Origin of the sequence: Azospirillum thermophilum, assembly GCF_003130795.1 — a bacterium.
Classification (GTDB): domain Bacteria; phylum Pseudomonadota; class Alphaproteobacteria; order Azospirillales; family Azospirillaceae; genus Azospirillum; species Azospirillum thermophilum.
The window spans coordinates 527,665-548,447 of record NZ_CP029356.1; the positions used below are offsets into that span (position 1 = coordinate 527,665).

The following is a 20,783-nucleotide window of genomic DNA, read 5'->3' on the forward strand; positions in this document are numbered from 1 at the left end:
ACGGCCGGTGCCGGCCGTCAGGCCGCCATCGCGGACCGGCTCTTCGCCACATGGGCGGCGATCAGGTCCATCAGGGGCGGCGACAGGCAGTCGTAGGGCTCCAGCCCCAACTCGCGCAGGCGGGCGCGGACCGCCGGCATCATGTCCGGCGAGGCGCCGGATTCGATGATGGAGGAGACGAAGGCGGCGAATTCCGGGGCGCTCCACCCCTCTTCGTCCGACAGTTCGGTGTGGACGAAGTCCAGCCCATAGAAGGGATGGTCCTTGTTCTCGATCCGGCCGAACATATGGACGCCGCAGTCGCGGCAGGCATGACGCTGGATCGTCGCCGCGGGATCGACGACGCGCAGCTTGTCGCCGTTCGCCGTCACCTGGAGATTGTCCCGCGGCACCACCGCGACCATGGAGAACAGGGCCCCGGACGGCTTCCAGCACTTGGTGCAGCCGCAGACATGGTTGTGCGCGGTGTTGCCGGTGATGGTGATCTCCACCGGGTTCTCGGCGCAGTTGCAGTGCAGGCGGCCTCCGGCGAAGGCGGGGTCGCCGTGCCGGATGCCGGTGTCGACCGACGGGTGAATCCGGATGGTCTGGTCGTTCATGGTGACGTTTCCTCCCGATCATTGGGTGGCGATACGATCACGTCATCCCGCATGTCCTTGTTATGCTGCCTGCTTTCCTGCAGGTCCCGTTCGGTCGCCGAGGCAATGACGGTGCGGTCCGGCGCAGGCCTGCGCCGGGCTTGTCTTCAGCGGATTGGACGCGGATCGATCCGGTCAGCGTCGCACAGCTTCGCCGGCCGTTCCATTATCTGGAAGGGACGGGCCGTTGATCATTCGGACTGTGGGGGAGACGGAATACGACCGATCAAGCGGATAGGGCGGAAGGTCAGGAGGCGCGGAGCAGATCCGTGCGCTTGCCCGCCATGGCGCGACGGCCGCCGGACGCATCGCTCCACATCCGCAGGCGCACCCGCATCTGCTTGCGGCAGTCGCTGGAGCAGTAGAGCGGGGCCGGTCCGCGGTTGGACGGGCGGGCGAAGGGGCGGCCGCAGCAGGTGCAGTGCAGAGTCCGGCCCGGACGGACGGAGGCGATCATGACCTTGGAGACCCGTTGTTTCGACTGGCCCGGACTATAGGAACGCGATGTTGCAGTTTGATGCTCGCCTGCGTGACTACTCCCATTGAGAGGCGGCTCCGCCGCAGCGGTCCCGGCGCCGCTGCCGAACCGACCGCCCGGCTGCCGAGTGCATCGCCGTGACGGGCAACGGGGACGGGAGCAGGGCGGGGACGGACGGCTCGCCAACGGTGGTCGCGACGGTGCTGAACGAGGCCGCGTCATGGTGCTGGGCACGCAGGTGCCGGTCGGCACGGCCGGCGGAGCCGGGGCGCTGCTTGCGCTGATCCCATCGCCATGGTTCGGCTTCCCGCTGGCGATGCGTGCGAGGCGGAGAGGCTGATTGACCCGGCGGGGAGGCCGCCTTATCTCCAGCACATGACGGCTGGCAGGAACAGGCAAGGACGGCATGGCGGCGCGGGCTGGGTGCTCGTGGCCGTTCTGCTGCTCGCCGGGATGCTGCTGGGTGGTGGTGCGCCGGCCGCGGCCATGGACGGGCACCGTTCCGGATGGCATGGGGGCACGGTGCGCCGCAGGTACCGGGCGTCGCTTCGCACTCCGCCGTGTCCGGACCGGCTGCCGTGGCCGCATTGGGCGTGTCCGCATCGGGCGTCTTGGCGGCTGGCCGATCCGATCATGGGCCGCCGCGGCATCACGGCGGCGGTCCGCCCCTCTGCTGCAGCGGCGTCGCCTGCCTGATCATGCATGCCGGTCTGCCGGCGTCCGACGGCCTGCCCTGGCCGAGCGCCGCCGGGCGCAAGCTGCCGCTGCCGGCCGAACGGCTGGCGGAAGGGCTGGGCGTGCCGCCCGCGCTCCGACCACCACGCGCGACCGCCTGACCGGCGCGGACGGGGTCCGTCCGTCGCCGGAGCATCCGCATGCCCGCCGGGCGCCGGTCCGGCGCCGCGGGCCTTCAGGCACACCCATCGACGGATCGCGCATCATGACGATTTCCCGACGCCAGTTCCTCGGCACCGCCGGGGCCGCCCTTCTCGTTCCCGCCCTGCCCGGGGGCCTGCCTGCCGCACCGCCTGCGCCGCGCCCGCTCGCCATCGAGCGCCGGACGCTGGAGGTGAAGGGCCGGGCGGCCCGCGTCTTCGGCATCCGCCAGCCCGACGGCACCTCCGGCCTGACGCTGGAGCCGGGGCGGCGCTTCCTGGTCTCCCTGGCCAACCGGTCGGGGGAGGAGGCGATCATCCACTGGCACGGCCAGCGGCCCCCCTACGTGCAGGACGGCGTCGCCGACCGCAACCGGCCGACGCTGCCGGACGGGGCGGAGCAGCTCTACGACTTCGCGGCACAGCCGGGCACCCACTGGATGCACTCCCATTTCGGGCTGCAGGAACAGTTGCTGATGGCCGCCCCGCTGGTGGTGCGGAGCGAGGAGGATATCCGCGCCGACCTGCAGGAGGTGACGGTCCTGCTGCACGACTTCACCTTCCGCGATCCGGCCGAGGTGCTGGGGGCGCTGACCGGCGGCATGATGGCGCATGGTGCTCACGGGGGCGGTCATGGGGGCGGTCATGCCATGCCGGGGCACGGGACGCCGAACCACGCCATGCCGCAGGGCATGGCGATGGACCTCAACGACGTCGAGTACGATGCCTATCTCGCCAACGACCGGACGCTCGACGATCCGGAGGTGGTGCGGGTCGAGAAGGGCGGGCGCGTGCGGCTGCGGCTGATCAACGGCGCCACCAGCACCGCCTTCCACATCGAGCTCGGCCGGCTGACCGGGCGGGTGGTGGCGGTGGACGGCCTGCCGGTCGAGCCGGTGGAGGGCAGCCGCTTCGGCATGGCGATGGGCCAGCGGCTCGACATCCTGCTGAGCCTGCCGGCGGAGGGCGGCGCCTTTCCGGTCCTCGCCCGCCGCGAGGGGGAGCGGCAGCGCACCGGCATCGTCCTGGCGAGCGCCGGCGCGCCGGTGGCCCGGCTGGCGGGCGAGGCGGAAACCGCCGCCGGCCCGGTGGACCTGTCGCTGGAGCGCCGGCTGGTGCCGCTGGCGCCGCCCGCCGCCCGGCCGGCCGACGTGACGGCGACCCTGCGGCTGACCGGCGGCATGATGCCCTATGTCTGGACCATCGACGACCAGCCGTTCGGCGAGCACCGGCCGCTGCGGGTGGCGCCCGGCCAGCGGGTGGAGGTGACGATGGTGAACCAGAGCCACATGGCCCACCCGATGCACCTGCACGGCCACCATTTCCAGGTGGTGGGGCTGGACGGCACGCCGCTGGCGGGGGCGGTGCGCGACACGGTTCTGGTGCCGGTCGGCGGCTCCGTCACCATCGCCTTCGACGCGGACAATCCCGGCCGCTGGCCGCTCCACTGCCACAACCTGTTGCACATGGCGGTGGGGATGATGACCGAGGTCGTCTATGACGGCTATGCGTGAGCGGCCCCGTCAATAGTCCCCGTCAGTAGTGGGGCGGCGGCGGCTCGTCGATCGGCGCGCGGGCGGCGCTCGATTCCAGTTCGAGCAGCCGGTCGCGCAGCCGCTTGATCTGCTGGGCCATGCGGTCGATGGTCCGGCCCTGCTCGAACAGGACCTGGGACATCTCTTCGGCCATCTTCTCATGGTGGGCGAGGCGGATTTCCAGATCCGTCAGGCGCTGGTCGGTGCTGGGGTCGGGTGTGTCGGCCATGGGTCCTCGGTCCGCGTGTTCCGGTGGGGCGGCACCCTGAACCATCGGGCGCTAGAGGTCGAGTGTCCTGTCGAGCGTCACGGCGGCCGGCGCGAAGGCCTCGCGCCAGACCGGCAGGTGGCGGGCGTCGCCGAAGGCGGGGATGACCTGCCGCGCGCCGGTGGAGCGGACCAGCGCGGCGTTGTCCGACAGCCGGGGATGGACGTTCCAGCGGCGCCAGACCGCCCGGCCGCTCTCCACCAGCCGCTGCGACGGCGTGCCGGCGGCGCGGTATCCGGTGAAGACGATCGGCGGCCCCGGCTGCTCCTCCCACGCCGCGACCAGGGCGGCGGCGGTGCCGCCGGTGGCGTTGGCATCGGCGGCGAGCACCACGCGGTCGGGGCCGGACGAGGGCGGCGGCGCATCGCCGAACAGGCGGGCCAGCCCGTCGCGCGCCTCGTCCCGCACGTAGGCGGCGTCGGGGCCGAGCAGCCGGCCGAGGGCGCCGCGCACCGCGTCGTCCATCATCGGGGCGGGCCGGCCCATGGACAGGATCAGCAGCGCGATCTCCGGCCCGCGCCCGCCCGCCGGCACCGGCAGCAGGGCGGGACCGCTCAGGAACGGCAGCAGCCCCTCGCGGCAGGCCCCCATCCCTTCGTCGTAGATGCCGTAGGAGGCGTCGAGGATGATCGTCCCGGCGCGCGGCGGCGCATCGAAGGCATAGACCGGCGATTCGACGCAGACGTCGCCCATGTACAGCAGCCCGTCGCCGACCGCCAGATGCAGCCAGACGCCGCCCGGCGCGTGGCCGGCCCGGCCGGTGGCGACGGCGACGTCCACGATCTCGACGGCGCCTTGCGGCGGCAGGATGCGGCGGTCGAGTCCGGCGGGGAGGCCGGCCAGCACCGGCTCGGTCGCCCAGACCGGCGGATTGCCGAGCTGCGCCAGGAGATGCAGCGCCCCGACATGGTCGGGATGGCCGTGGCTGACGAGCAACGCGTCGACCGGGCCGATCCCGCTCACGTCGGGCAGCAGGCCGGCGTCCGGCCCCTCCCGAGGTCGAGGAGAAGGCGGCGCCCGGCGGCCTCCACCAGGAAGCAGGCCGGACCCTTGGCGCCGACGCCGGAGACGGCGGTCAGGCGCGCCACGGCACGACCCCTTCGGGCAGGCGGCGGCCGAGCCAGCCGATCAGGCCGGCGAGCGCCAGCGTCGCCACCACCGCGACGGTGGAGACGGCGGCGGCGGCCGGCGAATTTCCTTCGTAATGCAGGGTGAAGATCATCACGCCCAGCGTTTCGTTCCCCGTCGACCACAGCAGGATCGACACGGTCAGTTCGTGGAAGGCGGTCATGAAGACCAGCAGCGCCCCGGCGGCGGCCGAGGGGGCGGCGAGCGGCCCGACGATGCCGACCAGCCGGCGCAGCGTCCCGGCCCCGGCGACGGCCGCGGCTTCCTCCAGCGCGCGGTCCAGCGGCTCCAGCCCGGCGGCGGCCGGGCGCAGGGCGAGCGTCAGGAATCGCGCCAGATAGGCCGCCAGGATGATCGCCGCGGTGCCGTAGAGGCTGACGCCGAGCAGCGGCAGCGGGCGCAGGAAGACCAGGATCACCGCGATGGACAGCACGATGCCCGGCACCGCGTAGGGGGCATCGGCCAGCAGGTCGACCACACGGGCCAGGCGGTTGCGCCGCACCACGGCGAAATAGGCGAGCGGCACGCTGACCGCGGCGGAGACGGCGGCGGTCACCCCGGCGAGCCACAGGCTGTTGGTAAAGGCGCGGCGCACCGCGTCCTGCTCCAGCAGGGCGAAGCGGTAGTGCTGCAGCGTCAGGCTGTCGGCGCTCAAGGCCACCCCACCGCCGGGGTGAGGGACGAGGCGGCGAGCGCCAGCAGGGGCAGCACCGCGGTCGGGATCAGGAAGGTCCACAGCGCGCCCTCCGCCCACGGGCGCGCCCGGCCGAGCGCGAAGGGCCGCGCCGGGCCGCTGCGCGTGGTGACGCTGCGTGCCTTGCGCATGACCAGCGCCCGGATGGCGAGGCCGGCGGCGGCCAGCGCCGCGAGGATGAGGGCGAGGGCCGCGACCTCCCCCAGCACGCGCGGTCCGAAGCCGCTCAGCCGCTGGTAGATCAGCGTCGTCAGCATGGGATAGCGGCCGGGGATGCCCAGCAGGGCCGGCACGCCGAAATTGCCGATGGCCGAAACGAAGGCCAGCGCCGCCCCGGCGAGGATCGCCGGGCGCAGCAGCGGCAGGACCACCGTGGCGACGACCCGGCCGGGGCCGGACCCGGCGACCCGTGCCGCCTCCACGAGGTCGCGGGGCAGGCCGCGGATGCCGGCGCGCACCGCCAGGAAGACGATGGTGGCATGCTCCACCCCCATCACCAGGATGACGCCGAGCCTGGAATAGAGGGGGTTGGTCGTGCCGGGGGCCGGCGCGAGGCCGAGCGGGGCGAGGATCGGGCTGCCCGAGCCGGTCAGCTCGATCCAGGCCAGCGCCGTGATCTGTGGCGGGACGAGCAGGGGGAGCAGGAGCAGGAAGACGGCGGCCGCCTTGCCGCGGATGTCGGTCAGCCCGACCAGCAGCGCGGCGGCGGTGCCGATCACCACCGACAGCGCGGTGGCGGCGAGCCCGGCCTCCAGCGTGTTGGCGAGCGCCCGCTGGGTGGCGGGGCTGCTCCAGACGCGGGAAACGAGGCCGAAGGGGGTGCCGGCGGCGGGGGCCAGCGCCTCCCCGAACAGGCGCGCCAGCGGCCACGCGGCGAGGACGCCGACATAGACCGCCAGCAGGGCGAGCAGGATGCGCTCGCCGTCCATCGGGCGGAGGGGACGGCCGCCGAACCGCCCCTCGGCCAGGGCCTGGTCAGCCACCGAACAGCTCGGCGAACTTCTGCTTCATCGCCTCGTCCGCGGCCATCATGGCGGCGGGATCGGCGCTCATCAGCGTCATGGAGGAGACGGGCGGATAGCCCTTCGGCGCCTCGACCGAGGGGATCACTGGGTAGTAGCCCTGGGCGACCGCCTGCCGCTGGCTCGCCTCGCCGAGCTGCCAGTCGACGAAGGCCTTGGCCGCCTCCGGGTTGCGGGTGCCCTTCAGGATGGCGACCGGCTGCGAGATGACGCTGACGCCTTCCGCCGGGACGACGAAGTCGACCGGCGACCCCTTGGCCTTGGCGTTGTAGGTCATGTAGTCGATGATGATGCCGTACGCCTTCTCGCCGCGGGCGACCGCCTCGATGACCGAGCCGTTGCCCTTGCCGGCGACCGCGCCGTTCTTCGCCAGCGTCTCGACATAGGGCCAGCCGAATCCCGGCTGCTGCACCAGCGTGCCGATGTGGATGGCGGCGGCCCCGGAATAGAGCGGGCTCGGCATGATGGTCGAGCGGGCGGCCTCCGGCGCCAGCAGGTCCTTCCAGGACTTCGGCGGAGCCTTCACGAGGGTGGTGTTGTAGACGATGCCGGTGGTGATCAGCTTCGTCCCGAACCAGCTCATGTCCGGATCGACCAGCGACTTCGGGATCGAGCCGACCTTGGCCTCGGCATAGGGCTGCAGGCGGCCGTCCTTCTTGAGCTGCGAGGCGGCGACCGCGTCGGCGATCAGCACCACGTCGGCCTTGGCGCCGCCAGCGGCGAATTCGGCCTGGAGCTTGTTCATCACCTCGGTCGTGCCGGAGCGGAACAGCTCCACCTTCACGTCGGGGTAGGAGGCGTTGAAGAGCTTGATCACCTCGGCCATCTGGTCGGACGGCTGGGAGGTGTAGACCGTCAGCGTCCCTGACGGCGCCGCCTGCTGGGCCATCGCCCGGGGCGCCGAAGCGCCGAGAACGGCGGCGGCGAGCGCCGCGCCGAACATCCAACCCCGCATGTCACTTCCCCTCTCGTTCCGGCGGCGGAAAGAGCCCGCCCCTTGGTCTTTGCCGGATCTCATAGCAGAGGATTGTGACAGTTCTGCATAGCCCCGTACATCGGGTCCGCCATGGCTGCGCGGTATGGCGCGTCCCGGCGACGGAGGAAGGCGCCGCCGCCTTCCCCCGTTCCGTCCCGTCGGGCCGTCGCCCTTCAGGCGATGGCGGTGGTGCCGGCCAGCCAGCCGGAGAGGCCGGTCAGCAGGGCGACGGTCAGGCTGGCGAAGCGCAGGGTCATCGGGTTCATCGCCAGCACGCCCATCAGGTCGCGGTTGCGCAGCATCAGCAGCATCGGCACCAGGATGAAGGGCAGGGTCAGGGCCAGCACCACCTGGCTGAACACCAGCAGCGCGTCCACCGAGCTGTCGTCGGCATGCCACAGGATCGCCAGGGCGGGAACCAGGGCGGCGCTGCGGGTGACGACGCCGCGGACCAGCGGCGACAGGCGCAGGCCGAGGAAGCCCTCGGTCACGATCTGGCCGGCCATGGTGCCGGTGGCGGTGGAGCTCTGGCCGGCGGCCAGCAGGGCGACCGCGAAGATCAGGGCGGCCCCGCTGCCGATGCTGGAGCCCAGCAGGGCATAGGCGTCCTCGATGCCGGGGGTGGCGCCGGCCGCGGCGGCACCCTGGAAGGCGACGGCGGCGACCGCCAGGATGGAGCCGTTCACCAGACCGGCCAGCGCCAGGGCGGCACCCAGGTCGATGGTCAGGATGCGGGCGGCGCGGCGGCGGTCCAGGTCGTCGCCGCAGGCAGCCAGCCGCGACCGCACCAGACCGGAATGCAGGAACAGGTTGTGCGGCATGACGGTGGCGCCGATGATGCCCAGCGACAGGTACAGCATCTCCGGATCGCGGGCGAGCTCCAGGGTCGGGACCAGCCCGGCGGCCATCAGGCCGACGTCGGGCTTGGTGATGAGCAGCTCCGACGCGAAGCAGATCACGACGACGCACATCAGGGCGCTGATGATCATTTCGGGTGCCCGGCCGCGCAGGCCCGGCATCAGCAGGATCGCGAAGGTCGCCACGGCGGAGATCAGCACGCCCCACAGGATCGGGATGCCGAACAGCAGCTTCAGCGCGATGGCGCTGCCCAGCAGTTCCGCGAGGTCGGTGGCGACCATCGCCAGCTCCGACACCGCCCAGACGACCATGGCGACCGGCTTGGGGAAGCGCTCGCGGATCAGCGCGGCGAGGTCGCGGCCGGTCGCCAGCGTCAGCCGCACGATCAGCGTCTGGATGAAGACGCCGGCGATGCAGGCGATCAGCACCGCGGACAGCAGGGCGAAGCCGAACTGCGAGCCCGCGGCGATGTCGGTGGCCCAGTTGCCGGGATCGACATAGCCGACCGCCACCACGAAGCCCGGCCCCAGCAGCGACCAGAAATGCCGGCCTTGCGGCAGGCCCTGCAGCGGCGTGGTCTGGATCGGAACGGGCTTGGCGTCGCTCATCATCTGGCCGGTCGGAGTCTGGCTGGTCGGAGTCTGGCCGTTCGGGACTGGGGAGGTGGTCACACCGGATCTCCTGTTGGGCGGGGCTGGAGGTCTTGCCGTGCCCTGGAACACCGCGCAGGTGGGAAACACCGTGAGGGTGGCAGGGCCGCGCAAGGCCGTCCAATCGCAAGATCCGTGGACTGCGATAGGCGCTTCCTATCGATCCCCTGCCTGCACTGGAGAGCCCTGCCAACAGACGACAACAACCGAAGCGGTCGAAGGTTCTTCGGCGCCGCGGAAAGTCCGCAGCCGGAGTAATATAGAGGCTTTCCAGACTGGCGACGAGTCCCCGTGCGGGGTGTGCAGGGGCGGGGGAGGGAAAGGACCGGGCGGAGCATGCGTAGGACTGCGAACGATAACTATTCGCATTTAATGTAGCGTGTCCCCGTCGGGCGGACAAGGCAATGGGACGGATCGCGGCAGGATCCGGCGACCGGGGGCCTGCCGCGATGCTCATTCCTCATTCTTCCCATGCCGGCTGCTCATGCCGGAGGCCGGGCGTCCGCCCGGTCCCCGGGGCTGCGGTGATCCGCAGGGCCGTCAGGCGCTCGCCCGGTCCAGGCGGTCGAGGTCGGGCTGGCTCAAGGACAGGGCGGCGGCGGCGGTCAGCTCGCGCAATTGGTCGAGGCTGGTGGCGCTGGCGATCGGGGCGGTGATCGACGGGCGGGTCATCAGCCAGGCGAGCGCCACGGCGGCAGGAGTGGAGCGGCGGGCTGCCGCCACTTCGTCCAGCGCGGCGAGGATGCGCAGGCCGCGTTCGTTCAGCCGCTGGCGGGCGGCCTGGCCGCGCGGGCTTTTGGACAGGTCGGCTTCCGTCCGGTACTTGCCGGTGAGGAAGCCGCTCGCCAGCCCGTAATAGGGGATCACGCCGATGCCCTCGCGCAGGCAGAGCGGCTGCAACGCCTCCTCGAATTCGGCACGGTCGTACAGGTTGTAGCGGGGCTGCAGGGTTTCGTAGCGCGGCAGGCCGTTGCGGGCACTGACCTCCAGCGCTTCCGCCAGACGGGTGGCGCTGTAGTTGGAGGCGCCGATGGCGCGCAGCTTTCCTTCACGGATCAGGTCGGCGTAGGCGCCGAGCGTCTCCTCCAGCGGGGTCGCCGGATCGTCCTCGTGCGACTGGTAGAGGTCGATCACGTCGGTCTGCAGCCGCTGCAGCGAGCGTTCCACCGAGCGGCGGATGTAGGCGGCGGAGAGGCCCTTCTCACCCGGCCCCATCTCCATGCCGACCTTGGTGGCGATCACCACCCGGTTCCGCTTGCCGGAGCGGGTGAGCCAGCGGCCGATAATCGTTTCGGATTCGCCACCGCTGTGGCCGGGAACCCAGCGGGAATAGACGTCCGCCGTGTCGACCAGGGTGAAACCAGCGTCGACGAAGGCGTCGAGCAGCCGGAACGAGGTCGCCTCGTCCGCCGTCCAGCCGAAGACGTTGCCGCCGAAGGCGAAGGGGGCGATGCGCAGGCCGGATCGGCCCAGCTCTCTCAGCATCATCGGAAGGTGCTCCGTCGGAATCCAAGGAAAATCAAGGGTTCACATGGACATCCTCAGGCGCGGTGGCAAGGGCTGCCCTTCAGCGCCGCCGCGGACTGAAGCGCTTGCGGGGGGCACCGCGGAACCCGGCCTGGGGCGGCGGCTCGCGCCGCCGGGCGCGCGAGGCCAGACGCTCGGACAGCCGCTGCCCGATGGCGTCGCGGGTGGCGCGCACGCGGTCGCGGTCGGGCAGCCGTTCCGGGAACTTGCGCGCCGCCCAGTGATAGAGGTCGCAGGCGCGCGACGCCGCCTCCAGCACGTCGGCCTCCAGCCCGTCGAGACGGGCCGGCACCAGCCGGGCCAGCGGCAGCGTCTCCCCCGATTCCACGGCGTCGAGGATGGCGGAAAAGACCTCGGCGTCGGCCGGTTCGTCGAGATCGACCGGCGAGAAGAGCAGGTCGAGCCGGTCGTCGAGCGTCAGGCGCCGCCCGTCGAGCAGGACGGCCACCCGGCGGAGCGTCGAGAGGTCGGCGAGCCGGTAGGGCGATCCGGCGGTGCGGGCGTCGGCGAAGCAGGAGACGGCCAGCGCGGCGCCGTCCGTCCCGACATGGCCGGCGAGGCGGGCCAGCATGGCACGGGTCGGCCGCACCGACAGCGGCGCGTCGGGCTTCAGGCGCGGGTCGGCCTTCTCCAGCAGCGTGCGCAGGGCCGCCGGCGTTCCGCGGGCGACGACGCCGAAGGCGCCCTCCTCGAATTTGCCGAAGCGGCCGGCACGTCCGGCGATCTGCTTCACCTCCGTCGAGGTCAGCGGGCGGACGGCGCTGCCGTCGTACTTCTCCAGCGCGGTGAACAGCACGCGGCGGCAGGGAAGGTTCAGGCCCATGCCGATGGCGTCGGTCGCCACCACCACGTCGGCCTCGCCCGACAGGAAGCGGGCCGCCTCACGCCGCCGCACCGCCGGGGCGAGCGCGCCGTAGACGGTGGCGACGCTGAGCCCGCGGGCGAGCAGCGTGTCGCGCACCGACAGCACCTCGCGCCGGGAGAAGGCGATCAGGGCGTCGCCGGGCTCGACATCCTGCCAGTCGAGCCGGCGGTCGAGCAGGGTCAGCGGCGTCTTGCGGCCGAGCTCCACCACCTCCAGCGCCTCGCCGAGATGCGCGGCGGCGCGCTCCACCAGGGGCCGGACCTCCGGCGCGCCGAGGATGTAGACGGTGTCGGCCGGCACGCCCATCAGGGCGGCGGTCCAGGCCCAGCCGCGGTCGCGGTCGGCGAGCATCTGGATCTCGTCGATCACCGCCACCTCGACCGGACGGTCGGGGTCCATCAGCTCGATGGTGGAGGCGACGTGGCGGGCGCCGGGGGTGCGGATCTCCTCTTCCCCGGTCACCAGGGTGGCGGGGGTGCCCTCGGCGTTCAGCCGCTCCATCACCTCCAGCGCCAGCAGGCGCAGCGGGGCGAGATAGACGCCGTCGCGGGCCGCCTTCAGCGCCTCGATGGCATGGTGGGTCTTGCCGGAGTTGGTCGGGCCGATCACCAGGACCAGCCTGCGCCCCAGGCCGCGGGCGACCGGGAACAGCCGCTCGAACCGGGCGAAGTCGAAATGGCGGTCGACATAGGCGCGGCCGCGCGCCTCCGCCCGGTCGCGCCGCCACTGGTCGTACTCGCGGTCCCAGCGGGCCAGCAGATCGTCGGCGTCGGTGCGGTTGCGCGAGGCCCGCGCCAGCCGGTCGGCGAGGCTGTCGAAGCCCCAGCCGTCCTGCGCCTGTCCCGCCGCCTCGGCATAGCGGTGGAGGGCGGCGGCGACGCGGGACAGCGCCTGTTCCATCGCCCGGGTCAGCGCCGGGTCATGGTCGAGCCGGCCGGTCAGCTCCTCGTCCGGCAGGTCGGCCAGCTCCAGCGCATCGACGGTGCGGGATACCTGCAACCGGATCGGCTGCGCGAAGCCGGGCCAGGGCAGGGCGTCGCTGCGCGTCACCCGCAGCCGGGTGCGGTCCTCGGCGGCGGTGAGGGTGGTGGAGGTCCCGTCCAGCGCCCGGCGGCCCTGGGCGAGCAGGCCGTTGCGGCGCAGGGCGCGGTCGATGCGCCCCTCGATCTCCAGCAGGATGGCCGGTCGGCGGTCGGCGGGCACCAGAAGGTCGCGTCTGCCCTTGGGCAGCGGCAGGCCGAGCGGGACGAGCCCGCGCCCCTCCGCCTGATCGATCCGGGTCAGGCCGGCGGCGGCGAGCGTCAGCACTTCCGGGTGCGCGGACGCGATCTCGTGAACCAGATGTGGATCCGGGACCGGATGGGGATCGGGCGTGTCGGTCATCGGGGCTCGTCGAAGGCTGCGGCGGCGTGGTGAAGCACGATGCCGCAGGTGGTCGCCACATTCAGCGAATCGAAACCGCCGGCCATGGGAATCCGCACGGTGGTCGTCCGCGCCAGGATCGCCTCGGGCAGGCCCGGCCCCTCCGACCCGAAGAGGAAGGCGGCACGGTCGGGAACGGCGAGGCGGGCCAGCGTCGCGGCGCCGGAGGGGCTGAGGGCAAAGGGGGCGATGCCCGCCCGTTCCAGCAGGGTCGGCGCATCCTCCCCGCGGCGAGGCGGGCGGTGGGGACGATCAGCGTGGCGCCGACCGACACGCGGATGGCCTTGCGGTAGAGCGGGTCGCAGCAGTGCGGGTCGAGCAGCACGGCATCGGCGCCGAAGGCGGCGCAATTGCGGTAGATGCCGCCGAGATTGTCGTGGTTGCCGATGCCGAACAGCACGACCACCCGCGCCCGCGGGCCGAGCCCGCCGAGAAGCTCCGCCGCGGAGGGCAGCGGCGCCCGCCGGCCGAGCGCCAGGATGCCGCGGTGGAGCGGGAAGCCGGCGATGGCGTCGAGCACCGCCTGTCCGGCCGTATAGACGGGAACCTCCGGCGGCAGCCGGTCGAGCAGGGGCTGCAGGGCTTCCACGCGCTTGCCGGCCAGCAGCAGGGACACGGGGCTGTGGCGGGAGGCGGTGAGCAGCGTGCGCAGGACGACCGCTCCCTCGGCGATGAACAACCCCTCGCGCCCCACGAGGTCGCGTTCGCGCACGGCGCGGTAGACCTCGATCCGGGGATCGTCGGGGGTGTCGATGGGGATGAGCTGCGGCACGGGGGCGGGACGTCTTCACGGCTGGCAGGACGGGAGCCACAGGCTTAGCGCAGCCCGCCCCCCGGCCGGAAGCCCGATCAGCAGGGCCTGTGGCGCAGCATGGCCTTGCAGAACTGCTCCAGGAGGGCGGTGCCGAAGCGCGCGGCGTCCTCCCGGTCGGCGCCGACGCCGGTGCCGGCGCGCACCTGATGCAGGTAGTCGCTGAGGACGGAGCGGTCCTTCACCGTCAGCGCCTCGCTGTTGCAGAGCGTCATCGTCCAGGTGGGGAACTCCCGCTCCGTGACCGGGCGGCGGAAGAGTTCGTAGACGTCGTGGTGGCGTGGGTCGCGGCGGATGCGCAGCATCAGGGCCTTGATCGCCTCCTCCGGTCCCTCGATAACCTGCATGAACTGGCCGGCATGGTATACAAGCATACCAGTAATGCCGTCGCGCGCGTTACTGGCGGCGGATTGGTCGACCAGCGCGCTCAGCTCCTCCGCCGAGAGGTCTTTGCTGGCGATGCTGATGTAGGCGATGCTCAACACGATGCCGTCGTCTCCCGCCGACTGCGAAGGGGGCCGCACGAATACTATGTATCACAAAAGGTAAGGGAATTCCGCCGCGCTTCAATGCTTAGGCCGTTCGGCGGGTATGACGGGCGAACAGGGCGATGCTCGCCGCGACGGTGGCGTTCAGCGATTCGACGGCGCCGGTGGTGGGGATCGACAGGCGGCGGGCCGGGCAGTCGGCCGGAACGCCCTGGCCCTCCTCGCCGAGGATCAGGCGGAGGTCGGCCGGCCAGTCGTAGCGCGTCAGATCCTCGCCGCCCGCATCCAGCGCCACCAGCGGGCCGGCGGCATGGTTGACCTCGGCCCAGCGCGGGCCGCGCAGCAGGGTCAGCTCGAACTGGGCGTTGGAGGCGGCGCGCAGGCATTTGGGGTGGAAGGGGTGGGCAGCGCCCTCCAGCAGCACGACGCGAGCCGGTCCGAAGGCGGCGGCGCTGCGCAGCAGGGCGCCGAGGTTGCTGGGGTCGCCGAGCGCGCAGAGAAGCTCCAGACCCTGGGGCGGCTGCGTCAGGTCGATGGCCGGGATCGCCGGCACGCTGCCGACCAGGAGCGGGTGGTTGGTGCCGGAGACGTCGAGCGCGCGGAACAGGGCGGGCGACAGCAGCACCGGCTCCACCGCCGGGGGCAGGGACCAGCCCTCGATCTGCGCCGGGTCGGTGACCAGGATGCGCTCGAACCGCCGGGATGGCGGGCCAGCGCCTCCGGCACTGTCTTCAGCCCGGCCAGCAGGAACTTGCCGGTCTTCTTCAGACCGCGGCTGTCCAGGGCCGACTCCCACAGCTTGAACTGCGGGTTCTGCGGGCTTTCGATGCGGTGGAGGGGCCGGGTCATGATGGGAAGCGTCCGAAGCTGGGATCGCCCTTTCGCTAGCACAGGCGGCGGCCGAGAAACAGCAGCGGTCCGCGCTGGTGGGCGTCGGTGAAGCCGGCGCGCCGGTAGAACTCGACATTGCGGGCGAAGACCGCGGTGACGAGGTGGACGCCGGGGATGCCGGCGGCGCGGCAGTCGTCGGCGAACCCGTCGACCAGCAGCCGGCCGATGCCGCGGTCGCGCCAGCCCGGCCGGACATTGACGTGGAAATGGGCGGGGTAGGCGGCGAAGAGGTCGGCGAAGACCTCGTATTTCGGGATGGTGCGAGCGAGTTCCGCCGCGCCGGCGCTGTCGCGGCATCCTGTCAGGTAGCCGACGACCACGCCATCCTCCGCCAGCGCGAACAGGATGTCCTGCGGCGCCTCTTGGGTGTACCAGCCGGTCCAGGTGCGCAGGAAGGCGGCACGGTCCCCGGCCGAGGCGAAGTCGGTCCGGGTGGTGGAGAGGAAGAAGATCTCCTCCAGCGCCGCCAGGGCGGCGGCGCGGTCGGGCAGGTCGGTCAGGCGGGCGAGGCGGATCACGCTATCTGCGGGCCGCCGTTTCGATGGACACCGCGCGGGGCGCCAGCATGGTGTAGCGGCCGCGGGCCTTCATCACGCCGGCCCCTTCCTCCGCTTCGTTGCCATGGCCCCAGAACAGGTCGCCGCGCACGGGGCCCTTGATGGCGCCGCCGGTGTCCTGGGCGACGACCAGCCGCTTGATCTCGCCGGCCGGCACCGGGGCGTTGCGCACCTCCAGCCAAAGCGGCACGCCGAGCGGGACATGCTCGGCATCCACCGCGAGGCTGCGGCCGGGCGTCAGCTCCATGTTGCGGGCGCCGCGCGGGCCGCCCTCGTTGCGCAGCTTGAAGAAGACATAGGAGGGATTGAGGTTCATCACGCGCCTGGCCTCGTCCGGGTGGTCCTTCAGCCAGCGGCGGATCAGCTGCAGCGACATCTGGTCCGGCGTGGCATCGCCCCGGTCGATGATGTAGCGGCCGATGGGGTAGTAGCTGTGACCATTCTGTCCGGCATAGCTGAGGCCGACCACCGAGCCGTCGGTCATGCGCACCCGGCCGGAGCCCTGAATTTCCAGGAAGAAGGCGTCGATCGGATCATCCACCCACAGGATCTCCAGACCGCGGCCGGCCAGCGCGCCGTCGGTGATCCGCGCCCGGCTGGGAAGCCCGTGCTTGCCGCGGACCGGCGGGCGGTAGAGCGGGATGGTGTAGCGGTCGGTGCGCGTCCAGCTTCCCTGCAGCTCGATCTCATAGTAGCCGGTGAAGAGGCCTTCCTCTCCCGGCGACAGCGACACGGGGGTGAAGAACCGCTCGAAGAACTGGCGGGCGGCCTCCGGATCGCCGGCGGGAAGCCCGGCGGCGGCGGCGCAGATCGGGCGCCAGTCGTCGGTGGTGCCGGCGGAGCGCAGCGGGCCGAGCGCCTTGCCCGGGGGCTGGTTCTTCACCCAGCCGCAGGTGCGCTGGATCGCCGGAACGGCCTGGGCATGGTCGTCGTCGATCCAGCCGGCAAGCGTCCGGTACTCCGGCGCCACCTGATCCAGGCTGACGCGTGGCCGGTGGACGCCCTGGGACGTCTGGATGGATGGAGAGCCGGCGCAGGCGGCCAGAAGAAGAAGCGTACAGGCTCCGGCCGCCCGTGCCAGCGCACGCGCGAAGCCACCCTCGACCGCAGCCGCCATCGCGAACCCCGTGCCGGTGAATGCAGGATTGATCAGGAGGGGCGCTCGACCTGCCGCAACTGTCACGGCGAAGTCATGACCCTTGGCTTCTTTTTGCCGGGGCGGCGGCGGTGCGTCAATAAGTGTTTGCGATTTAGGAGTAACTCAAGCGGTGATGTCACAGTGCGACCTGGCGGGGCAAGTCGCGGCACGCGGCGTGCGCTTGTGAAGCTCTGTGTGAGGAGCGGGCGGCAAGTCCTTGATCCATGACGACGGTCCCGGCAGGAGTCCGTGCAGGGTGGCAATGGGCCGGGAAACCGGGTATTCAGACCCTTCGGGCTGCGGCCGCCGTTCGCTGTTCGCCGGTCACCGCCCGCCCCAGTTTCCCCCGAGGTTCCGACCATGACTCCCGCCGCCCGCCTTCAGGCGGTCATCGACCTGCTGACCGAGATCGACGAGACCCCGCGCCCTGCCGACGCGGTGATGAGCGCCTATTTCCGCGCCCGCCGCTACATCGGCTCCAAGGACCGCACCGCGGTCGCGCAGACGGCCTACGCGATCCTGCGTCGGCACGCCCGCCTCACCTGGTGGCTGGAGCGGGAGGGACGCACCGCGACGCCGCGCGCCCGCGTCCTCGCCAACGAAATCCTGGCCGAGGGCAAGCCGCTCGCCACGGTGCTGGAGCTGTTCGACGGGTCGAAGTTCGGTCCCGCCCGCCTGTCGCCGGAGGAGCTGGCGCTCGGCCGCGCGCTCGACACCCATACGCTGGAGCACCCGTCGATGCCCGAGGCGGTGCGCGTCGAATGCCCGTCCTGGGCGGAGGGGCCGATGCGCGCGGCGCTGGGCGCCCAGTTCGCCCGCGAGATGGAGGCGCTGCTCGACTCCGCGCCGCTCGACCTGCGGGTCAACCCGGTGAAGGCCAACCGCGAGAGCGCCATCAAGGCGCTGTCGCGCGCCCGCATCCAGGCGCAGCCGACCCGCTGGTCGCCGCTCGGCCTGCGCGTCCAGGGCCGTCCGCCGCTCGCCACCGTCGACGCCTTCAAGGAAGGGCTGGTCGAGATCCAGGACGAAGGCTCGCAGCTCGTCGCCTTCGCCGTGGCGCCGAAGCCGGGCCAGCAGGTGGTGGATTTCTGCGCCGGGGCCGGCGGCAAGACGCTGGCCATTGCGGCGCTGATGAACAACAAGGGCCGGGTGGTCGCCTGCGACGTGCTGGCCGGCCGGCTGAAGCGCGCGGCCGAGCGGTTCCGCCGCGCCGGGCTCCACAACATTGAGCCGCATCCGCTGACCAGCGAACGCGACCCCTGGGTGAAGCGGCACAAGCGCAAGTTCGACCGGGTGCTGGTCGATGCCCCCTGCTCGGGCACCGGCACCTGGCGGCGCAACCCGGACAGCCGCTGGCGGGCGCTCGGCCCCGGCCTCGACCAGCTCGTGCCGCTGCAGGCGAGCATCCTGGAGAGCGCCTCGCGTCTGGTGAAGCCCGGCGGGCGGCTGATCTACGCCACCTGCTCGATGCTGCCGGAGGAGAATGAGGGGCAGATCGCCGCCTTCCTGGAGTCGCACCCGGAATTCACCGTCAAGCCGGTCGCCGAGGTGTGGGCGGAGGAAGGGGCGGACAGCGTTCCGGCCGAAGGCCCCTATCTGCGCCTGACCCCCGCGCGCCACGATACAGACGGCTTCTTCGCCGCCGTGCTCGAGCGAAAAGCCGACGAGCCTGTGACGGCGGCGGAGAGCGGGGCCGCCGGAGACGGGGCGGAGGATGACGCCGCGGAGTTGGCGGCCGGCTGACCGGCCGCGCTCGCCGCACAGCATGCAACGGGCGGAATCGGCGGCCGGAACCGGCAGGCGGGGTGGAAAGCGCCGGTTCCCTGCGCTAGGCTTCCGCCCTTCCGATTTCCGGCGTGCCCCGGCGCGCCGCCCATCAAGAACGCCGTCGCAAAGACCATCCGAGAGGACCAGATGAAGTTCTCCTTCGCCAAGCCGACGCTGCCCAAGTCCGGCAGCGTAGCGGTTACCGTCGCCGCAGAGCGCAGCCTGGGCGCCGTCGGCCAGGATCTCGACCAGAAGACGGGCGGCGCGCTGAGCCGCGCCATGGCCGCCGGCCGCTTCACCGGCAAGAAGGAAGAGACGCTGACCCTGCTGGCCCCGTCAGGCGTCGAGCTGGAGCGCGTGGTGCTGGTCGGCCTCGGCAAGCCGGAGGAGATCGACGCGCTCGCCCTGCAGGCGGCCGGCGGCACCGCGCTTGCGGCGCTCGACAAGGCTGCCGAGGAGGCGTCCATCCTGGTCGACCTGCCGGACGGCGCCGCGCTGACCGGTGCCGCCGCCGCGGCCGAGGTGGCCTTCGGCGCGAAGCTGCGCTCCTACAAGTTCGACAAGTACCGCACCACCGACAAGGCCAAGAAGGACCAGAAGCCGTCGCTGCGCAAGGTGACGCTGCTGACCGACGAGGCCGACGTCGCCAAGAAGGTCTTCGGCACCCTGGACCGCGTCGCCGACGCCGTCTTCCTGACCCGCGACCTGGTGTCCGAGCCGCCGAACGTCCTGAACCCGGCGACGCTGGCCGACCGCTGCCGCGCCCTGGAGGAGGTCGGCGTCGAGGTCGAGATCCTGGATCCCAAGCGCCTGCGCAAGCTCGGCATGGGCGCGCTGCTGGGTGTCGCCCAGGGCAGCGCCAACGAGCCGCGTGTCGTCGTCATGCGCTACACCGGCAACCCGGAGGCCGAGGACAAGCGCCCGGTCGCCTTCATCGGCAAGGGCGTGACCTTCGACTCCGGCGGCATCTCGATCAAGCCGGCCGCCGGCATGGAAGACATGAAGTGGGATATGGGCGGCTCCGCCGTGGTGATCGGCACCCTGCAGGCGCTGGCCGCCCGCAAGGCCAAGGTCAACGCGGTCGGCATCGTCGGGCTGGTGGAGAACATGCCGTCGGGCACCGCGCAGCGGCCGGGCGACATCGTCACCTCGGCCTCCGGCCAGACCATCGAGGTCATCAACACCGACGCCGAGGGGCGGCTGGTGCTGGCCGACTGCCTGTGGTACGCGCAGGACGCCTGCAACCCGCGTCTGATGATCGACCTCGCCACCTTGACCGGTGCCATCATCATCGCGCTCGGCGGCGAGCATGCCGGCCTGTTCTCCAACAACGACGAGCTGGCGAACAACCTGACGGCCGCCGGCCTGAAGGTGGGCGAGCCGCTGTGGCGCCTGCCGATGGGCGACGCCTACGACAAGGAGATCAACTCCGACGCGGCCGACATGAAGAATGTCGGGTCGGGCCGCGGGGCCGGCAGCATCATCGGCGCACAGTTCCTGAAGCGCTTCGTCAACGACGTGCCGTGGGCGCACATCGACATCGCCGGCGTGGCCTGGTCGAAGAAGGACACGGCGACCGTGCCGAAGGGCGGCACCGCCTTCGGCGTCCGGCTGCTCGACCGCTTCGTGGCCGAATTCCACGAGGGCTGATGCAGCGCCAGCCGTCCTCCCGCCGCCAGCCGGCCGCCCGGCCATGACGGAAGTCCGCTTCTATCACCTCCAGCGGCGCACGCTCGAACAGGCGTTGCCGAAGATCCTGGAGAAGGTGGTCGAGCGCGGCTGGCGGGCGGTCGTGCTCGCCGCCTCGCCGGAGCGGGTGGACGCGCTGAACCAGCATCTGTGGACCTACGACCCCGCCTCCTTCCTGCCGCACGGCGCCGCACGGGACGGCTTCGCGGACAAGCAGCCGATCTGGCTGACCGCGGAGGACGAGAACCCGAACGGTGCCGGCGTGCTGGTCCAGGTGGATGGGGTGATGAGCGAGCGGGCCGCCACCTACGACCTCGTCTGCGACATCTTCGATGGCAACGACGAGGAGGCGGTACTGGCCGCCCGCGACCGCTGGAAGGCCTTCAAGGCCGCCGGCCACGCCCTGACCTACTGGCAGCAGACGGACCGTGGCGGCTGGGAGAAGAAAGCCTGATGCCGGATTTCGGCAAAACCAATATATTTATTGCTTTTCCGACCGCTTCCGG

General features: G+C 71.8%; 20 protein-coding genes and 1 pseudogene. 5 read left to right on the forward strand and 16 right to left on the reverse strand.

The window, feature by feature from the left end:
- Positions 1 to 17: 17 nt before the first annotated feature.
- Both gfa and DEW08_RS23525 read right to left on the reverse strand, forming a co-directional pair.
- Positions 18 to 599, reverse strand: a complete 582-nt coding sequence (gene gfa / locus DEW08_RS23520; protein WP_109331827.1) for an S-(hydroxymethyl)glutathione synthase — start codon at positions 597 to 599, stop codon at positions 18 to 20.
- Between the two features lie 286 nt (positions 600 to 885).
- Positions 886 to 1,095, reverse strand: a complete 210-nt coding sequence (locus DEW08_RS23525) for a hypothetical protein (protein ID WP_109331828.1) — start codon at positions 1,093 to 1,095, stop codon at positions 886 to 888.
- A gap of 719 nt (positions 1,096 to 1,814) precedes the next feature.
- On the opposite strand from DEW08_RS23525, the gene DEW08_RS31340 reads away from it, so the two are divergent.
- On the forward strand, positions 1,815 to 1,952 hold the full coding sequence (locus DEW08_RS31340) for a hypothetical protein (RefSeq protein ID WP_168220489.1): 138 nt from the start codon (positions 1,815 to 1,817) through the stop codon (positions 1,950 to 1,952).
- Positions 1,953 to 2,056: 104 nt separating this feature from the next.
- Positions 2,057 to 3,505 carry a multicopper oxidase family protein gene (locus DEW08_RS23530; protein WP_109331829.1) on the forward strand — a complete coding sequence of 483 codons (1,449 nt, stop codon included), beginning with the start codon at positions 2,057 to 2,059 and terminating at the stop codon, positions 3,503 to 3,505.
- A 22-nt stretch (positions 3,506 to 3,527) separates the two neighbouring features.
- On the opposite strand, the gene DEW08_RS23535 is transcribed toward DEW08_RS23530, so the two are convergent.
- The 14 genes and pseudogenes from DEW08_RS23535 to mltA all read right to left on the reverse strand — a co-directional run bounded on the left by DEW08_RS23535 (position 3,528) and on the right by mltA (position 16,800).
- Entirely contained in the window at positions 3,528 to 3,755 is a 228-nt protein-coding gene (locus DEW08_RS23535) for a SlyX family protein (RefSeq protein WP_109331832.1), read from the reverse strand.
- A gap of 51 nt (positions 3,756 to 3,806) precedes the next feature.
- On the reverse strand, positions 3,807 to 4,757 hold the full coding sequence (locus tag DEW08_RS23540) for an MBL fold metallo-hydrolase (protein WP_168220490.1): 951 nt from the start codon (positions 4,755 to 4,757) through the stop codon (positions 3,807 to 3,809).
- A complete protein-coding gene (locus DEW08_RS33345) occupies positions 4,754 to 4,882 on the reverse strand; it encodes a hypothetical protein (RefSeq protein ID WP_281262074.1) in 129 nt (42 codons plus the stop codon). Before DEW08_RS33345 ends, DEW08_RS23540 begins: the two co-directional genes overlap by 4 nt.
- Positions 4,870 to 5,577: an ABC transporter permease subunit gene (locus DEW08_RS32845; RefSeq protein ID WP_245986942.1), complete on the reverse strand. Its 708-nt coding sequence runs from the start codon at positions 5,575 to 5,577 to the stop codon at positions 4,870 to 4,872. The genes DEW08_RS33345 and DEW08_RS32845 overlap by 13 nt, the downstream gene beginning before the upstream one ends.
- Complete coding sequence (locus DEW08_RS32850) at positions 5,574 to 6,599, reverse strand: ABC transporter permease (RefSeq protein WP_245986943.1); 1,026 nt, start codon at positions 6,597 to 6,599, stop codon at positions 5,574 to 5,576. The genes DEW08_RS32845 and DEW08_RS32850 overlap by 4 nt, the downstream gene beginning before the upstream one ends.
- Positions 6,592 to 7,593 carry an ABC transporter substrate-binding protein gene (locus DEW08_RS23550; RefSeq protein WP_245986944.1) on the reverse strand — a complete coding sequence of 334 codons (1,002 nt, stop codon included), beginning with the start codon at positions 7,591 to 7,593 and terminating at the stop codon, positions 6,592 to 6,594. Before DEW08_RS23550 ends, DEW08_RS32850 begins: the two co-directional genes overlap by 8 nt.
- Positions 7,594 to 7,787: 194 nt before the next feature.
- Positions 7,788 to 9,143 (reverse strand): Nramp family divalent metal transporter, encoded by a 1,356-nt coding sequence (locus DEW08_RS23555; RefSeq protein WP_245986945.1) that lies wholly within the window; start codon positions 9,141 to 9,143, stop codon positions 7,788 to 7,790.
- A gap of 519 nt (positions 9,144 to 9,662) precedes the next feature.
- Positions 9,663 to 10,610 carry an aldo/keto reductase gene (locus DEW08_RS23560; protein WP_109331834.1) on the reverse strand — a complete coding sequence of 316 codons (948 nt, stop codon included), beginning with the start codon at positions 10,608 to 10,610 and terminating at the stop codon, positions 9,663 to 9,665.
- 79 nt (positions 10,611 to 10,689) lie between these two features.
- On the reverse strand, positions 10,690 to 12,897 hold the full coding sequence (locus tag DEW08_RS23565; RefSeq protein ID WP_109331844.1) for a helicase-related protein: 2,208 nt from the start codon (positions 12,895 to 12,897) through the stop codon (positions 10,690 to 10,692).
- Positions 12,894 to 13,708 (reverse strand): annotated as a pseudogene (locus DEW08_RS23570) (TrmH family RNA methyltransferase). The gene DEW08_RS23565 and the pseudogene DEW08_RS23570 overlap by 4 nt, the downstream one beginning before the upstream one ends.
- Before the next feature lie 77 nt (positions 13,709 to 13,785).
- On the reverse strand, positions 13,786 to 14,232 hold the full coding sequence (locus DEW08_RS23575) for a BLUF domain-containing protein (protein ID WP_168220491.1): 447 nt from the start codon (positions 14,230 to 14,232) through the stop codon (positions 13,786 to 13,788).
- Positions 14,233 to 14,320: 88 nt separating this feature from the next.
- Positions 14,321 to 14,860 (reverse strand): TrmH family RNA methyltransferase, encoded by a 540-nt coding sequence (locus DEW08_RS23580; protein WP_245986946.1) that lies wholly within the window; start codon positions 14,858 to 14,860, stop codon positions 14,321 to 14,323.
- Between the two features lie 259 nt (positions 14,861 to 15,119).
- Positions 15,120 to 15,644 carry a GNAT family N-acetyltransferase gene (locus DEW08_RS23585; protein ID WP_109331848.1) on the reverse strand — a complete coding sequence of 175 codons (525 nt, stop codon included), beginning with the start codon at positions 15,642 to 15,644 and terminating at the stop codon, positions 15,120 to 15,122.
- 1 nt (position 15,645) lies between these two features.
- Positions 15,646 to 16,800: a murein transglycosylase A gene (mltA, locus tag DEW08_RS23590; protein WP_109331849.1), complete on the reverse strand. Its 1,155-nt coding sequence runs from the start codon at positions 16,798 to 16,800 to the stop codon at positions 15,646 to 15,648.
- A 381-nt stretch (positions 16,801 to 17,181) separates the two neighbouring features.
- Between mltA and DEW08_RS23595 the strand changes: the two genes are divergently transcribed.
- The 3 genes from DEW08_RS23595 (at position 17,182) to DEW08_RS23605 (ending at position 20,731) form a co-directional block, all read left to right on the forward strand.
- Positions 17,182 to 18,564: an RsmB/NOP family class I SAM-dependent RNA methyltransferase gene (locus tag DEW08_RS23595; RefSeq protein WP_109331850.1), complete on the forward strand. Its 1,383-nt coding sequence runs from the start codon at positions 17,182 to 17,184 to the stop codon at positions 18,562 to 18,564.
- 171 nt (positions 18,565 to 18,735) lie between these two features.
- The gene (locus tag DEW08_RS23600; RefSeq protein ID WP_109331852.1) at positions 18,736 to 20,238 is read left to right on the forward strand and encodes a leucyl aminopeptidase; all 1,503 of its coding nucleotides are present in this window, start codon (positions 18,736 to 18,738) and stop codon (positions 20,236 to 20,238) included.
- Positions 20,239 to 20,281: 43 nt separating this feature from the next.
- Positions 20,282 to 20,731 (forward strand): DNA polymerase III subunit chi, encoded by a 450-nt coding sequence (locus tag DEW08_RS23605; protein ID WP_109331853.1) that lies wholly within the window; start codon positions 20,282 to 20,284, stop codon positions 20,729 to 20,731.
- The last annotated feature ends 52 nt before the right edge of the window (positions 20,732 to 20,783 follow it).